Source organism: Halalkalicoccus jeotgali B3 (assembly GCF_000196895.1).
In the GTDB taxonomy this organism is placed as follows: Archaea; Halobacteriota; Halobacteria; order Halobacteriales; family Halalkalicoccaceae; genus Halalkalicoccus; species Halalkalicoccus jeotgali.
Genome location: NC_014297.1, coordinates 1,757,468 through 1,771,738, shown reverse-complemented (window position 1 = coordinate 1,771,738; position 14,271 = coordinate 1,757,468). Strand labels below are relative to the sequence as shown.

At 66.2% G+C, this 14,271-nt stretch carries 14 protein-coding genes and 1 tRNA gene; 11 read left to right on the top strand and 4 right to left on the bottom strand.

Annotated features, from left to right (window positions below):
• Positions 1–15 precede the first annotated feature (15 nt).
• Positions 16–1,107, bottom strand: coding sequence for an NADH:flavin oxidoreductase/NADH oxidase (locus HACJB3_RS09270; RefSeq protein WP_008417229.1), 1,092 nt, complete (start codon positions 1,105–1,107; stop codon positions 16–18).
• A 116-nt stretch (positions 1,108–1,223) separates the two neighbouring features.
• On the opposite strand from HACJB3_RS09270, the gene HACJB3_RS09265 reads away from it, so the two are divergent.
• On the top strand, positions 1,224–2,054 hold the full coding sequence (locus HACJB3_RS09265) for a hypothetical protein (RefSeq protein WP_008417230.1): 831 nt from the start codon (positions 1,224–1,226) through the stop codon (positions 2,052–2,054).
• A gap of 44 nt (positions 2,055–2,098) precedes the next feature.
• Positions 2,099–2,263 carry a hypothetical protein gene (locus tag HACJB3_RS20180; RefSeq protein ID WP_008417231.1) on the top strand — a complete coding sequence of 55 codons (165 nt, stop codon included), beginning with the start codon at positions 2,099–2,101 and terminating at the stop codon, positions 2,261–2,263.
• Positions 2,264–2,314: 51 nt separating this feature from the next.
• On the opposite strand, the gene dpsA is transcribed toward HACJB3_RS20180, so the two are convergent.
• A complete protein-coding gene (gene dpsA / locus HACJB3_RS09260; RefSeq protein WP_008417232.1) occupies positions 2,315–2,863 on the bottom strand; it encodes a DNA starvation/stationary phase protection protein DpsA in 549 nt (182 codons plus the stop codon).
• A gap of 242 nt (positions 2,864–3,105) precedes the next feature.
• Between dpsA and HACJB3_RS09255 the strand changes: the two genes are divergently transcribed.
• The 7 genes from HACJB3_RS09255 (at position 3,106) to HACJB3_RS09225 (ending at position 8,973) form a co-directional block, all read left to right on the top strand.
• Positions 3,106–4,062 carry a carbohydrate kinase family protein gene (locus HACJB3_RS09255; RefSeq protein ID WP_008417233.1) on the top strand — a complete coding sequence of 319 codons (957 nt, stop codon included), beginning with the start codon at positions 3,106–3,108 and terminating at the stop codon, positions 4,060–4,062.
• 34 nt (positions 4,063–4,096) lie between these two features.
• Entirely contained in the window at positions 4,097–4,567 is a 471-nt protein-coding gene (locus HACJB3_RS09250) for a YbaK/EbsC family protein (RefSeq protein ID WP_008417235.1), read from the top strand.
• Positions 4,568–4,642: 75 nt separating this feature from the next.
• A complete protein-coding gene (locus HACJB3_RS09245) occupies positions 4,643–5,710 on the top strand; it encodes a metal ABC transporter solute-binding protein, Zn/Mn family (protein WP_008417236.1) in 1,068 nt (355 codons plus the stop codon).
• The gene (locus tag HACJB3_RS09240) at positions 5,707–6,453 is read left to right on the top strand and encodes a metal ABC transporter ATP-binding protein (RefSeq protein ID WP_008417237.1); all 747 of its coding nucleotides are present in this window, start codon (positions 5,707–5,709) and stop codon (positions 6,451–6,453) included. The genes HACJB3_RS09245 and HACJB3_RS09240 overlap by 4 nt, the downstream gene beginning before the upstream one ends.
• Entirely contained in the window at positions 6,453–7,424 is a 972-nt protein-coding gene (locus tag HACJB3_RS09235) for a metal ABC transporter permease (RefSeq protein WP_013199475.1), read from the top strand. Before HACJB3_RS09240 ends, HACJB3_RS09235 begins: the two co-directional genes overlap by 1 nt.
• Positions 7,425–7,461: 37 nt before the next feature.
• Positions 7,462–8,379, top strand: a complete 918-nt coding sequence (locus HACJB3_RS09230) for a DUF7544 domain-containing protein (protein WP_008417240.1) — start codon at positions 7,462–7,464, stop codon at positions 8,377–8,379.
• Between the two features lie 294 nt (positions 8,380–8,673).
• On the top strand, positions 8,674–8,973 hold the full coding sequence (locus HACJB3_RS09225) for a PRC-barrel domain-containing protein (protein WP_008417241.1): 300 nt from the start codon (positions 8,674–8,676) through the stop codon (positions 8,971–8,973).
• Between the two features lie 2 nt (positions 8,974–8,975).
• Here the strand turns inward: HACJB3_RS09225 and HACJB3_RS09220 are convergent, their stop codons facing one another.
• Positions 8,976–10,454 carry a DHH family phosphoesterase gene (locus tag HACJB3_RS09220; RefSeq protein WP_008417242.1) on the bottom strand — a complete coding sequence of 493 codons (1,479 nt, stop codon included), beginning with the start codon at positions 10,452–10,454 and terminating at the stop codon, positions 8,976–8,978.
• Between the two features lie 204 nt (positions 10,455–10,658).
• On the opposite strand from HACJB3_RS09220, the gene HACJB3_RS09215 reads away from it, so the two are divergent.
• Positions 10,659–10,732, top strand: a tRNA-Lys gene (locus HACJB3_RS09215).
• Positions 10,733–10,927: 195 nt separating this feature from the next.
• Positions 10,928–12,004, top strand: coding sequence for a hypothetical protein (locus tag HACJB3_RS09210; RefSeq protein WP_008417245.1), 1,077 nt, complete (start codon positions 10,928–10,930; stop codon positions 12,002–12,004).
• 428 nt (positions 12,005–12,432) lie between these two features.
• On the opposite strand, the gene guaB is transcribed toward HACJB3_RS09210, so the two are convergent.
• The gene (gene guaB / locus HACJB3_RS09205; RefSeq protein WP_008417247.1) at positions 12,433–13,914 is read right to left on the bottom strand and encodes an IMP dehydrogenase; all 1,482 of its coding nucleotides are present in this window, start codon (positions 13,912–13,914) and stop codon (positions 12,433–12,435) included.
• Positions 13,915–14,271 lie beyond the last annotated feature (357 nt).

Sequence of the window (14,271 nt, the reverse complement as noted above, 5' to 3'; positions counted from 1 at the left end):
GGAAAAAGGGTCGACTCAGAACCCGCGATCGTACTGGACCGGCGGCTCGACGTCCTCGCCGAGTTCGGCAGCAGCGTGCAGCGCGAAGTAGGGGTCTCGGAGGTGCTCGCGACCGACGATCGCCAGATCCGCATCGCCCTCGCGGATCAGTTCGTCGGCCTGCTCGGCGTCGGTGATCCCGCCGACCGCGCCGACCGCGATGTCGGTTTCGCGCTCCTCGCGGACCTGCGCCGCCAGCGGAAGCTGGCTCGCAGAGCCCTCCTGGGGCAGTTGCTGGTCGGGGTGGAGCATACCACTGGAGACGTCGATCAGGTCCGCGCCCAGTTCGTAGAGCTCGTCCGCGAGGTCGACCGACTGCTCGATGGTCCACGACTCGCGCTCGGGCAGCCAGTCGGTGCCCGAGATCCGCACGAAGACGGGGTTGTCGTCGGGCCACACGTCTCTGACGGCCTCGGTGACCTGCCGGACCAGTCGGGTGCGGTTCTCGAAGTCTCCCCCATATTCGTCGGTGCGGTCGTTGGTCACGGGAGACAGGAACTCGTGGAGTAAGTATCCATGAGCGGCGTGGACCTCCGCGACCTCGAAGCCCGCCTCCAGTGCGCGTTTTGCGGCCGCGCGGTAGTCCTCGACGACGCCCTCGATGTCGGCCTGAGTCATCGCCTTCTGCGGTGGTGACTCGTTCTCGTAGGGCCAGGGGTCCTCGTTCGGGGCGAGCACCTCCCAGCCGCCCTCGTCGGGCTGGAGCGGCTCGCTGCCCTCCCACGGGCGGCTCTTGCTCGCCTTTCGGCCCGCGTGGGCGAGCTGGATCGCCGGAACGCTGCCCTGCTCGGCGATGAACTCCGCGATCGGGGCGAGGCGCTCTTTGTGCTCGTCGCTCCAGATTCCGAGGTCCTCGGGCGTGATCCGTCCCTCGGGCGAGACGGCGGTCGCCTCGGCCATGACGACGCCCGCCCCGCCCACTGCGCGCGAGCCCAGATGGACGCGGTGCCACTCGGTGGCCAGACCGTCGCGGTCCTCACAGGAGTACTGACACATCGGCGAGACCATGACGCGGTTCGGGAGTTCGGTCTCCCGAAGCGCGAGAGAGCTGAAGAGGTCGGCTGTCATCGGTCTCTCTAGGGGACGGACGGGAAAAGGCCGCTCGGCATCGGATGGGGTTGCCGGGGGTAGTGGCGATTGCCGGCATCGAGGGGTTCCAAAGGGGGCGGGAAGAACGGAGGGGCATGGCACTCACCACGGACGAAATCATGCAGCTCAGTCTCGATCTGGTCGAGTGGGACGAAGTCCCCGCCGACAGCACGATCTACGTCCCCGGCGAGAACATCGAGAGCGCGCTCGTGGGAATCGACCTCGAAAGCCCCGAGGTCCAACTCGCCGAGCGCGAGGGCTACGATCTCGTGCTCGCCCACCATCCGGCCGGCGAGCGCGCCCGTCTCGACTTTCCCGACGTGCTCAACCGCCAGATCGAGTTCATGACCGACCACGGCGTCCCCGAATCGCAGGCAGAAGATGCCGTCGCCGACCTCCGCGAGCGCGTCGAACTCGGTGCCCACAGCGCGAACTACCGGCACGACCCCAGCGTGGCCGAACTGCTCGACCAGCCCTATATGAACATTCATCTGGCCCCCGACGAGATCGGCCGTCGGCGTTTTATCGACGTCGCAGAGGGGATAGGTTCGGAGAGTTCCGTGGCGGAGTTCGTCGCCGCCCTCGAGGAGATCCCCGAACTCGCCGCGGCCGAAACCGACGTGGAGATACGGGTTGGAAACGGGGAACACGAACTGGGCGAGGTCGCCGTCCACCACGCCGCCGGAACCAACGGCGGCGCGGACGTCGCGCGCGCGTACTTCGAGAACGGGGTCGATACGCTACTCTATATCCACGTCGGCGCGGGCGACGCCCGCGAACTGCGCGAGGCCTACGAGGAGAAGAACCTCGTCGTCACGGGCCACATCGCCTCGGACGCGATCGGGCTGAACGCCTTGATCGACGCCCTCGAGGAGCGGGGCGTCGAGTGCACTCCCATCTCGGGCTGTTCGATCGGACGGGCTTAGGCCGACCAAAACCTATATGGGTTTAGGCCCACCTAAGTCGAGACATGGCAGTCACGGACGGACACGACATCGAACCAATCGACGAGCACGAAGAGCCTGCCGCGTTCGTCTCCGCTCTCCGAACCTCTCCGGATCGGATCGTCTTCACCGAGGACGGGAACTCGGAGGGATGGATCGCGACGGACTATACCGTCTCGCTTACCCAATAGACGCGTCGCTCCCGGCGTTTCCGGCGTGTCGTAAAAAACTCGGAACCGGTCTTACTTGTGGACCGCTTCCTCGACGACGAGGCTGTCGTCCTCGAGGTAGTGGTGGAAGTGGTGGGCGTCGTCCTCGATCTCCACGAGCGCCTCGCGGAGGATCTCCTCGCTGCCGTAGTCGCCCAGATCGCTCGCGAGCTGGACGTGCTCGCGCATGCGCTCGACCGTCTCGGCGTAGATCTCCAGATCGTTAGACAGGGAGGTACGCACGTCGTAGACGTCCTCGCCCTCGAATTCGACGGTCGCACGCTCCTCGAGGTTCGAGGGGCCGGCAACCGGGACGCCGCCGATGGCTTGGGCGCGCTCGGCGATGACGTCGGCGTGCTCCTCGGCGTGCTCGTAGGCTTCTTCGAGGAACAGGTGCAGGTCGCGGAACTCCGCGCCCTCGACGTTCCAGTGGTGTTTCTTGAGCTGGTGGTAGATGACGTAGAGGTTCGACAGGTCGGTGTTCAGCGCGTCGATGACCTGCTCTGCCTTCTCGGTGTCCAACCGGATCGGGTTCTCCTCTACCTCGTCGGCCTGCTGACGGACGGATTTCTGGGTGCTCATCTCACCTCCGTCTACGACGCCCTCCCCCTTAAAGATTGGTTTCCGAAAACTCGTTTTCGTCTCACCTAAAATTTTGTTTTCGGTTTGCCATCGAGTGACACTCCGTTCGGAAAGACGGTCGTGTGACCGGTCGGCCATCGAGGGTCGAACGGGTCGGTGCAGGCCGTTTGCACCCCCGCCCGGTATCGAGACATCGGTAGCCGATTCGCTACGCCTTTGGTCGTCTCGGTCGGACACGAAGTATGTCGGACCCGGACATCCTCGTCGCGGGCGAGACGCTGATCGACTTCCTCCCCGAACACCCCGGATCGCTTCGGGAGGTCGAGACCTTCACTCGTAGGCCCGGCGGCGCACCCGCGAACGTCGCCGTCGGCCTCGCGGTTCTCGACGAAACTCCCTGGTTCTGGACGCGTGTCGGGGACGACCCGTTCGGGGAGGCCCTCGTCGGGACGCTCGTCGAGTACGGTCTCCCCGACGACCTCGTCGAGCGCGACCCCGACGCGAAGACCACACTGGCGTTCGTTTCCCACGACGAAACCGCCGACCGCCAGTTCAGCTTCTATCGGGACGGGACGGCCGATACACGCATGAAGCCCGGATCACTCGACGACGACCTCGTCGAGGGCGTCTCGTGGGTCCACCTGGGCGGTGTGACCCTCGCGAGCGAGCCCTCGCGGACGGCGACCCTCGAACTGGCCGAGCGCGCGAGCGATGCGGGCTGTACCGTCTCCTTCGACCCGAACGCCCGGCCCGAACTCTGGCCCGACCGCGAGGAGTTCGAACGACTGATCGAGGAGATCCTTCCGCACGTCGACGTGTTGAAGGCGACCCCCGAGGACCTCGCGGAGGCGGGAATCGACGGCGACGGGACGGACCTCGCGCGTGCGGCCTGCGACCGGGGCCCGCACACGACGCTGTTGACCCTCGGTGGCGAGGGCGCGCTCGCGGTCGCGACCGATCGAGCGCCGTGGAGCGGCGAGGCGACCCACCCGGGCTATCGGGTCGATCCCGTCGATACGACCGGCGCAGGGGACGCCTTCACCGCGGGGGCGATCGCGGCGCTCTCGGGCGGCGGGGACCTCGGGGAGGCCATCGGGTTCGGGAACGCGGTCGCGGCGACGACGACGACCGCCGAGGGCGCGATGACGGCGTTGCCCGAGCGCGAGCGCGTCGAGCGCTTCCGGGCTGAACGCGAGTAGCCAACTCTTTTTCCCTCCAGTACGCAGCCACTCCATGCATCCACGCGCGGCCGAGTTCCGCGAACGGGCGGCCGAGGAGCACGGACTCGAGATCGACGTCGAGGAGTTCCCCGAGGGCACGAAGACGGCTGCCGACGCCGCCGCGGCCGTCGGCTGTGAGGTCGCGCAGATCGCGAGTAGCCTGGTCTTTCTGGCCGACGACGACCCCATCGTGGTCGTCACCAGCGGCGCAAACCGCGTCGACGAGGACGCCCTCGCCAGGGCGCTCGGGGCCGACTCGGTCGGAATGGCCGGTACCGACCGGATCAGGGAGACGCTCGGCTGGTCTATCGGCGGCGTCCCGCCGATCTGTCACGACTCGCAACTCCCGGTACTGTTCGATCCCACCCTGAGCGGGTTCGAAACCGTCTGGGCCGCCGCCGGCACCCCCCAGGCCGTCTTCCCCGTCGATCCCGAGCGCCTGAAACGACTCGCCGACGCGACCGAACACGACGTGACTGTCTGAGGCCCGCGCCGCGAGTTATTAAATCTTCCACCACCAATAACAACTCTTTTAGGGCTGTCGGGCCCTTGATTCGATATGAACCGAACACGGCGCCGATTCCTGACGGGGGGAGCCGGCGCACTCGCCACCGCAACTGCCGGCTGTTTGGACTCGTTGGGCAGCGGCGCGCCGAGCGTGGGGGGCCAATCGGACGACAGCGCCGCAGCGACGGCCTCGTTTTTCACGCTCGCGGACTTCGCTCGGAACGTCGCTGGCGAGGCGCTTTCCGTCGAGAACGCGGTTCCGATGGGCCAGCACGGACACGGCTGGGAGCCTCGCTCCGACATCACCGTCGAGATCGTCGAGCGCGACGCGTTCGTCCACCTCGGGATCGAGGGGTTCCAGCGCTGGGCCGACGAGGTCGTCGGCGAGATCGAGCGTAACCACGAGGGCGTGGCGTCAATCGCCGCCGCCGAGGACGTCGAACTCTCCGAATACGGCGGCCACGACCATAACCACGACGGCGGCGGGGAAGGCAGTCACAGCGACGACCACGATAACGAAAGCGATCACGACCATGATCACGGCGATCACGAGCATGGCCACGACCACGGGGAGGGCGACTACGACCCCCACGTCTGGGTCGATCCGGTGCGCTCCCGGCAGGTCGTCGAGACGATCCGGGACGGGCTGATGGAGGCCGACTCCGAGAACGCCGAGACCTACGAGGAGAACGCCGGCTCCTACCTCACGGACCTCGAGGAGCTTCACGGACGCTTCGAGGAGGGGCTCGCGGGTCGGGACCACGACACCGTCGTCGTCGCGGGTCACGATTCGTATGGCTATCTCGGAGAGCGCTACGGATTCGAGATCCACACCCCACAGGGCGTCTCCCCCGAGACCGAGGCCACCCCGTCCCAGATCGCCGAGACGGTCGATCTGATCGAGCGCGAGGGGATCGAGGTCGTCCTCTACGACCACTTCGAGGGTGACAGCCTCGCTCGAACCATCGCCGAGGAGGCCGGAACCGTACGCGACGTGGCGGCGCTCTCGCCCGCCGAGAGCATTACCACCGAATGGGACGCGGAGGGGCTCGACTACGTCGGCCAGATGGGCGAGATCAACCTCCCGGCGCTCCGGGCGGCACTGGGGGCGGGGTCGTGAGCGAGTCGCCGATCGTCCGTCTCGAGGACGTGACCTTCGCCTACGACGGCCGGCCCGCCGTCGAGGACGTCTCGCTAACCGTCGAGGACGGCGAGTTCCTCGGGCTCGTCGGGCCCAACGGCTCGGGCAAGACCACCCTGTTGAAGCTGATGCTGGGGCTGGTCGCCCCCGACGCCGGGCGGGTCGAGCTGTTCGGCGAGCCGGTAGACGCGTTCGACGACGGCGAGCGCCTCGGCTACGTCTCCCAGCACTCGACGGGCGCGGAGCGGACGATGCCGATCACGGTCAGGGAGGTCGTTACGATGGGGCGGTACCCGCATACGCGCTTCGGACGGTTGGGACGTCACGACCGCGAGATGGTCCAGCAGGCCCTCGAACGGGTGGAGATCGCCGAACTATCGGACCGCCGGATCAACGAGCTCTCCGGTGGGCAGAAACAGCGCGCCTTCATCGCCCGGACGCTGGCGGGCGAGGCGGACCTGCTGGCACTCGACGAGCCCACGGTCGGGGTCGACGCCGACTCCCGGGACGCCTTCTACACTCTGCTCGACGAGTTGACCGATCGGGGGATCACGGTCGTCCTGATCGAACACGACATCGGGGTCGTCACCGACCACGCCGACCGGATCGCCTGCATCAACCGCGAACTGTACCACCACGGCGATCCGGCGGGGTTCGTCGAGAGCGACGCGCTCGCACGCGCGTACGGAACAAACAGTCGACTGATCGAACACGGCCACTGATGGTCTCGAAACGCCTTCGGCAGATCCTTCTGGTCGTCTTCGGGGTCGCCGTCCTCGGTCTGTTCGTCCCGATCGCGTTCGGGATCATGCCCCGTGTCTTCTTCGAGGCCTCCTGTTCGGCCGGCCGGTCGTTCGGGACCTCGATCGCCTGTTACGGGTTCGTCTGGAACGCCCTGACGACGGCGGTGTTTATCGGGATCGTCGGCCCCGTCATCGGCACCTACCTCGTCCATCGTGAGATGGCGCTGATCGGCGAGACCCTCGCCCACGCCGCCTTCGCGGGCGTCGCGGTCGGTACCTTGCTGTTTGCCGGGTCGGGGTGGGGCACCCCGCTCTTGCTCTCGGCGCTGGTCGCCGGGATCGTCGGCGCGCTCGCCGTGCAGTTTCTGGCCGACCGCACCGGCTCCTACGGCGACGTTCCGATCGCGATCATGCTCACAGGCAGTTTCGCGCTCGGCACACTCGTCATCAGTCTGGGCGGCGGCTTTGCGACCGTCGACATCAACAGCATCCTCTTCGGTTCGATCGCGACCGTCGGCGGCGGGAGCGTCCTGTTGATGGCGGTTTTAAGCATCGCCGTCGTCGGAACCGTCGCGCTGACCTACAAGCCGCTTTTGTACATCACGTTCGACGAGGAGGCCGCCCGCGTCGCCCGCTTCAACGTCTCGGCGTACAACACCCTGCTGATCGTCCTGACGGCGATGGTCGTCGTCGGCTCGATGCAGATCCTCGGAGTCATCCTCGTGGCGGCGATGCTGGTCGTGCCCGTCGCGGCGGCCGCACAGCTCACCAACGGGTTCCGGGACTCGCTGTTCGCGGCGGTCCTCGTCGGCGAGTGTGCGGCGGTCGCGGGCCTGTTGCTCTCGTGGCGCTACTCGCTTGCACCCGGCGCGACGATCGTCGTCGTCGCCATCGGGATCTACCTGCTCTCGATCGCCGCGCCGAACCGGGCCGGATCGGGCGCGCGCTGATCCGCACGCATAAGTGTTCGCCACGGGTACGGGTCGTATGGCGTGGTACGCACTCCGGGCGGTCGGCGAGTCAGTGAGTGCGGCCCGACGGCTGCTCGCGGGGGCGTCGCTCTCGGCGTGGCTCCGCTTTGCGGTCCTCGCGTCGTTTGTCGGAACGCTGATCACGCCGTTTCTCACCGACTTCAACCGCGGCGGGTCAGTGCTTGCGGCCCTCCCGGAGACGGCGACGGCCGGCCTGCTGGCGGCGGCGGTGGTCCTCGGGGCGGCGGCGCTCTGTGTCGGCTCGGTCTTCGAGTTCGTCTTTCTCGACGCGCTTCGCGGCGAACGGATACGGTTGGTTGCGGACAGCGCCCGGCGCTTTCGGGCCGGTCTACAGGTGTTCGCGCTGCGTGTCGTCCTCGTGGCGCTCGCGGGGGGCCTGTCAGTCGCGGTCCTCTCGTTCGAGCCTCCGGCGGCGCTCGCCGTCTGCGCGCTCGTGCTCGCGCTCGCGTGTCTCGCCATCGATCACCTGACGCGCGCGTTCGTCGTCCCGATCATGCTTCTGGAGGGGTGTTCGCTGGCGGCGGGGTGGCGGGCGTTCTCGCCGGCGCTCGGTGCCGAATGGCGCGAGTACGCGCTCTACTTGCTGATCGCGGCGGCCCTCTGGGCGGCGATTGCGCTCGGGGGCGGCCTGCTCGGCGCGCTGGTAGCGCTCGTCGTTCTCGTTCCCTTCGGAGCCCTCGGAACGGCCGTCGGCGGCGCGCTCGTCGCTCAGGGGTTGTCGCGTTCCGTCGTCGATCAGGCGATCATCGGCACCCTGTTGGGGCCGTACCTGCTCGTGGTCCTGTTGCTGATCCTGCTGGTTCACGTCCCGTTCGTGACCTACCTCCGGTACGTCGGACTGTTCGTGCTTGGCGATACGGAGGAACGCTACGATCCGATCCCGAGGGTTCGGGCGACGATCAGACGTGACTGACGGGAGCGGTATCGACCATCCGGTCTGTGAACGCAGTGGTGTCGAAAATCCCCGACGACCGAGTCCCGGGCAAGGACGGTCGTCGGCGTTGCCGGTCTGTCAGAGGCACCCGGCGACTGGGGGTTATTCGGGAAGCCTCTTTACATCACGGGGTGGGAATCTCCTCGGAAGGTGTGTGATAGTATATAAAAGTTTTTGTTATTTATATATTAGCCGGGTCGGCCGCCGGGAACGGACGGGCGTGTCGAGGGGTGACATCCGAGGGTATAATACCCCGCCGTTCGACGTGCGTGTATGGATCAGGAGCGAACGTCCCAAGAGATCACGTCGCTCGTGGGCCGCGAGGTCTACTCGAACAACGGCGTGTTCGTCGGCGAAGTCGACGACATCAAACTCGATCTCGGGACCGAGATCGTCACGGGTCTCGCGCTGCGCGACCCCAACGAAGAGCTGTTCGGAGCGGACGTCCGGGGCACCCGTGGCGTCCTCATCCCCTACCGATGGGTTCGGGCGGTCGGCGACGTGGTACTCGTAAACGACGTCGTCGAGCGCCTCGAAACCCCCGAAGAGGAGGGCGAAGAGGTCGTCGCGTAGCGTTACGAGCCGCCGTTTCCGCCCTCGCTCTCGACGCCCATCGCAGCGAAGAGTTTCTTTCGGACCGCCTCCTCGGTGAGATGGAGGAGCGTCTCGCGGTTGTCCTCGCTGGTCTCGATGCCGGTAAAGATACCCAGTGGAATCTCGACGCGGGCCTGTGTCGAGTGCCCCATCGTCTCGCCGATCTCCTCGAAGGCGTCCAGCAGCACGCGCCCGATGTTCAGGCGGATGTCCTTCGAGCGAGCCGCGAGGTAGATGGTGTTGTTCGCGATGCCGAAGACGGCGGTCGTGGTGATCCCCTCCAGATTGAGGAGGTGCTGGGCGGCCTGTTCGAGCGCCTCACGATCCCGGATGAATCCCGCGTTCGAGACGAGGTGACTGCCCTGAACCTCGCGGTTCGTGATGGCCTCTGCGAGCACGTCCAGTGTTTCGGGGCTCATCGAGGGCGATTCGACCTGCTCTAAGGTGTCGTGGTTCGCAAACGGGTAGAGGTACGCGGCGGCGGTGAGGTCGGCGGGCGTGGTGTCGCGCTTGAAATCGAGCGTCTCGGCGCGGATCCCATAGAGCAGGGCGGTCGCGACCGACTCCTCGAGACTCAGATCGAACTCCTGGACGTACTTGGTGAGGATCGTCGAGGTGGAGTTCATCTGCGGGCGAATGTCGATAAACGGCAGATCCTGTGGGAGGTCGCGCTCGATATCGATGTCGTGGTGGTCGATGAGGATGTCGACGGGCTGATCGAACTCCTCGTTGGTGTCGGTCAACATCGCGTGATCGACCAGCGCGATCGTATCGAACCCCACGAAGGCGTCGTCGTCCTCGCGCGAGACGGGCGTCATCTCGACGTCCAGAAGGTTGACGAACGCCCGGTTTTCCTGGTGGCCCATGTCCCCGAAGTAGAAGATCTCGGCCTCGACGTCGAGGTACTGGGCGATCGCCCGGAGCGCGACAGCGCTCGCGATCGCGTCGGGGTCGGGGTTGTCGTGGGTGACGATCGCGAGTTTCTGCTGGGTGGTGGTGATGATCTCCGAGAGGTGCTGTGCGCGGTGTTCGAGCTCGCCCGATTCGAGCAGCCTGAGGGCGGATTCGGCGATCACCGCAGCGGGGTTGATAACGCTGTTGGCCCCGAGATCGGCGAGTTCGTCGCCCGAGACGGGGTCGCTCGCGCGAGCGATGACGAAGAGGTCGTCGTCGAACGCACGAACGTTCGAGACGGCGGCCTTGTTGGCCCCGATGTCCGAGGAGAGGATCAACACGACGTCGCGCTCGGCGACGCTCTCTGCGACCTCTTCGTCGCGGATGTCCCCCAGTTGGGCGTTCATGTCCCGGTCGCGCAGGGTCTCGACGCGGTCGTCGTCCCGGTCGACGATCAGCACGTCCTTTCCCTGTTCGATCAGTTCGTCGGCGACCGCGTGTCCCACGCTCCCACAGCCCAGAATCGCATAGCGAGACATTGAGGAGATCGTAACGCCGGTACTCATCGCCAATTCCTTGCCACGGACCGTACTTAATCCCCCGCCTTTCGGTTCAGATAGGGCGATACGTCCGCGTCTGCGGTCGAACCGCCGGCTCAGGGGCACCGGGAGTCGCTCCACTCCCACGCGGTAAGTTGGTCGATTGGAACCCCGAGCAGACGTCCCGAAAAAGGAAAGTCTCTTTATGCACTCGGCGGAACTGATGAGCGAGGGCCGGTAGCTCAGTCCGGCAGAGCGTCTGGCTTTTAACCAGACGGTCGCGTGTTCGAATCGCGCCCGGCCCGTTTTCACGACGAGGGACACGACCGCTATAACTCGACCGTCGGCGGGCGGATCGCGGTCGTACTCCCGTGTGTGTTACTGTCACTCATTCAGTTTGACTGAAGTACGAGGAGGTCGTAGAGCGGGTCAATGGGGGGGTGGGAATGGAGGAACGGGGGCCGGAAGTAGAGCGGGTACACGAGCGGCCTCTCTCGAGGATGGGGCGCCGACGGTTCGTCAAGACGCTCGTGGCTGCGGGGTTCAGCGTCGCGAGCGCGAGTCGCCTGTCGGCGAGCCACTTCGAGGCGGTGGGGACCGACGAGGTGCCGATCGTCTACGCGTATGCGCGCGACGATCCCGGGGACCCGGCTTCGATCGCACCGCAGATCACGACCGTCGGCGCCGAATGGTACAACGACCTGCAGGCGGCACTGTCGAGCTACGAGACGTTCGACCCGACCGCCATCGAGGGCGTGATCGACGCCTCGATCGTCCCGGGCGACGGTGAGGAGCGGACGCGGGTGTCGGTAAACGTCACGGACGAAGGGATCGTCTCGACCGTTAGCGACCTGCTCGAAGGGACGCCGGTCGAGGGATCGGTGGTCGAGCCGACCGCGGACGGTTCTCGCGACGACCTCGAACCCACGCGCCGGTTCGACCCCGACGGGGGCTTTGCGGTCCCAGGCGGTGTCGCCTGTGGGGATACGGGCGGGCTCGCGACGCTCGCACCCGCCGTCTACGATCCCGAGACCGGGAGTCGGTACTTCGCGACGGCGGACCACCTCTACGCCGGCGTCGACGACCCCGAACTCACGCTTGTCACCGACGAGGGGCGGGTCCCGATCGGCGAGGCCACCCGCCACTACCGCCGCGAGGACCTCGCGCTGGTCGAGCCGACCGGCGACTTTACGCCCGCCCACGCACTCGACGGCGAGGAGCCTCGTCCGGTCGCCGGCCAGTTCACGCGCATGGGACTCGCGGCCCTCAAGGCCCGCGGCGCCGAGATCCACAAGATCAGCGCGATGACCGGCCACTCCACCGGCGAGATCCAGGCGATCGACGGGGTCACCTGCGTCTACGGCGATCCCTGCAAGCGCGGCCAGTTGAAGTGGGGCAGCGCATCGGATTTCACCGACGGCGACAGCGGCTCGGTTTCGTTCGCCCCCGACCCCGCGAACCCCGAACAGGTGCTCGTCTGCGGGCTGAACAACGCCCGGACGTGGTGGCCCGGCGAGGACTACGTCTGGGGGACCGCCGCCTACGTCTTTCAGGAGGAGTACGGCTACACCTTCTAATGGACCTTTTTCTTCGTCGGGTGTCCTCGCGCGCCTGTGGCGCGCTGTGGGCACCACTCCTCGAAAGATCTCCTCCAAAAACCGTCGCGACGTCGCCGCGAGGAAGCCGCTCACTCGCTTCGCTCGTCCGCGGTCAATAGTATAGCAGCGGGCTGGACTCAACATTCAGGTCCCGGATCGGCCCCGGAGACGCGCCATCCCACCCCTATAGACGAGCCAGTACGAGAGCGGAACCGAGAGGAGTGCCACCGCGATAGTGACCGGAAGTTAAGTCGACGGGTCGGGAGGAACCAACAGTGTCCCGACCGCGAACCCGACGCCGACCGACACGACGGTCGTCACGAGAAAACGGGTCCAACGGCTCTGATCCATAGATTACGTACGAAATTAAAAATAAACGTTGGGGACGAACCGGACGAGCGGCGACCCTACTCCTGTGTCGGGCTGTAGTTGGGTGCCTCGTCGGTGATCACGACATCGTGAGCGTGGCCTTCGGCCTGGCCGGCAGAGGAGACGCGCACGAACTCCGCGCGCTCCTTGAACCCCGGGATCGTCCCCGCGCCGACGTAGCCCATCCCGCTTTTCATCCCGCCCGTCAGTTGGTGGAGTTCGCTTTCGAGGCTGCCCTTATATGGTGTCGCGGCCTCGACGCCCTCGGGGACGTACTCGTCTTCCTCGTCGGGTTCGTCCTTCAGGTAGCGGTCGCCCCCGCCCGAGCGCATCGCGCCGACCGAGCCCATTCCTCTGTACTGTTTGTAGCGCTTGCCGTTCATGGTGATGACGCGCCCGGGTGCCTCATCGGTGCCCGCGAAATAGGACCCGAGCATGACGGCGTCGGCGCCGGCGGCGATCGCCTTGATCGCGTCGCCCGAGTAACGAATGCCGCCGTCGGCGATCACGGGGACGTCGTACTCGCTCGCGACGTCTGCGACCTGTGCGACGGCGGTGATCTGGGGCATGCCCGAGCCCGAAACCACGCGGGTGGTACAGATCGAGCCGGGACCGATCCCGACCTTGAGGCCGTCGGCGAACTCGACGATCTCGGCGGCGGCCTCGCGGGTCCCGACGTTGCCGACGACGACGTCGGCCTCGACGTTCTCGGTGATCGCCCGCGCGCTGTCGATGACGTTCATGTTGTGGGCGTGCGCACAGTCGATGAAGAGCACGTCCGCGCCGGCCTCGTCGGCGGCGACCGCGCGCTCATCGTCGAACGGGCCCACGGCGACCCCGACTCGCAGTCGGTCCTCGGCGTCGTGGATCGCGTTTCCGTACTCCCGGCGTTGGAGGATCCCCTGCATCGTGACCAGTCCCTGGAGTCGGTTCTCGGTGTCGACGATGGGGACGCGCTCGATCTTGTGGTCGTACATCAGTTCGAGGGCTTCCCGCGCCGAGACGTCCTCGGGGGCGGTGATGACCTCGTCGGTCATCGCCTCCCGGACCGCGTCGCGCTCGCCGACCTCCAGATACGGCCGGATGTCGGTGCCCGAGATGATGCCGAGGACTTCCTGCTCCTCGTCGATGACGGGGGCGCCGCTGACTCCCTCGCGTTCCATCATCGCGTCGACGTCTCGGACTGTCTGCTCGGGGCTCGCGGTCACGACGTCCCGAATGATCAGTTCGTCGGCACGCTTGACGCGCTCGATCGAGTCGACCATTTCGGGGACGTCCATATTCCGGTGGAGCACGCCCAGCCCGCCCTGGCGGGCCATCTCGGTGGCCAGTTCGCTCTCGGTGACGGTGTCCATCGCCGCCGAGAGGACGGGAACGTTGAGCGAGACGTTCGTCGACACGCGTGTAGAAAGGTCGGCGTCGTCGGGTTCGACGCGGCTCTCCTTGGGTCGAAGCAACACGTCGTCGAACGTCAGCGCTTCCGGTACGTCGAGTTTGTCGAGGAAAGCGGTACTCGCCATATAAATCGTCTGCCACGCCCGCCCAAAAGGGTTGCGAGACAGGAAAAGCGAATGACGGTCGGATCCGGGGAATCCGTCGCTCCACCGGCACAGAATTGTGGACGTTCGACCGGGAATGTACGCCGATGATCGGACGTGCGTACTGCTGGATGACGACATCACCCACACAACGCTTATGAATATTCATCAACGTTATACGATGTATGGACGCTATCAGCGCGACCGGATGGAATGTGAGTCGACAGCGAACCGACTTCGGCGCCACATTCACCGGCTTCGCGACTTTGATGGGGTTCAAACGGGTTCTCGCGCCAGCGGTCGGCAGCGACCGGGAACCACGAGAGTCGTTACGCTATC

Excerpts from the sequence above, each read along its gene's own strand:
- HACJB3_RS09270 (WP_008417229.1), bottom strand. The coding sequence starts at position 1,107 with ATGACAGCCGACCTCTTCAGCTCTCTCGCGCTTCGGGAGACCGAACTC.
- HACJB3_RS09265 (WP_008417230.1), top strand. The coding sequence starts at position 1,224 with ATGGCACTCACCACGGACGAAATCATGCAGCTCAGTCTCGATCTGGTC.
- HACJB3_RS20180 (WP_008417231.1), top strand. The coding sequence starts at position 2,099 with ATGGCAGTCACGGACGGACACGACATCGAACCAATCGACGAGCACGAA.
- dpsA (WP_008417232.1), bottom strand. The coding sequence starts at position 2,863 with ATGAGCACCCAGAAATCCGTCCGTCAGCAGGCCGACGAGGTAGAGGAG.
- HACJB3_RS09255 (WP_008417233.1), top strand. The coding sequence starts at position 3,106 with ATGTCGGACCCGGACATCCTCGTCGCGGGCGAGACGCTGATCGACTTC.
- HACJB3_RS09250 (WP_008417235.1), top strand. The coding sequence starts at position 4,097 with ATGCATCCACGCGCGGCCGAGTTCCGCGAACGGGCGGCCGAGGAGCAC.
- HACJB3_RS09245 (WP_008417236.1), top strand. The coding sequence starts at position 4,643 with ATGAACCGAACACGGCGCCGATTCCTGACGGGGGGAGCCGGCGCACTC.
- HACJB3_RS09235 (WP_013199475.1), top strand. The coding sequence starts at position 6,453 with ATGGTCTCGAAACGCCTTCGGCAGATCCTTCTGGTCGTCTTCGGGGTC.
- HACJB3_RS09230 (WP_008417240.1), top strand. The coding sequence starts at position 7,462 with ATGGCGTGGTACGCACTCCGGGCGGTCGGCGAGTCAGTGAGTGCGGCC.
- HACJB3_RS09225 (WP_008417241.1), top strand. The coding sequence starts at position 8,674 with ATGGATCAGGAGCGAACGTCCCAAGAGATCACGTCGCTCGTGGGCCGC.
- HACJB3_RS09220 (WP_008417242.1), bottom strand. The coding sequence starts at position 10,454 with ATGAGTACCGGCGTTACGATCTCCTCAATGTCTCGCTATGCGATTCTG.
- HACJB3_RS09210 (WP_008417245.1), top strand. The coding sequence starts at position 10,928 with ATGGGGCGCCGACGGTTCGTCAAGACGCTCGTGGCTGCGGGGTTCAGC.
- guaB (WP_008417247.1), bottom strand. The coding sequence starts at position 13,914 with ATGGCGAGTACCGCTTTCCTCGACAAACTCGACGTACCGGAAGCGCTG.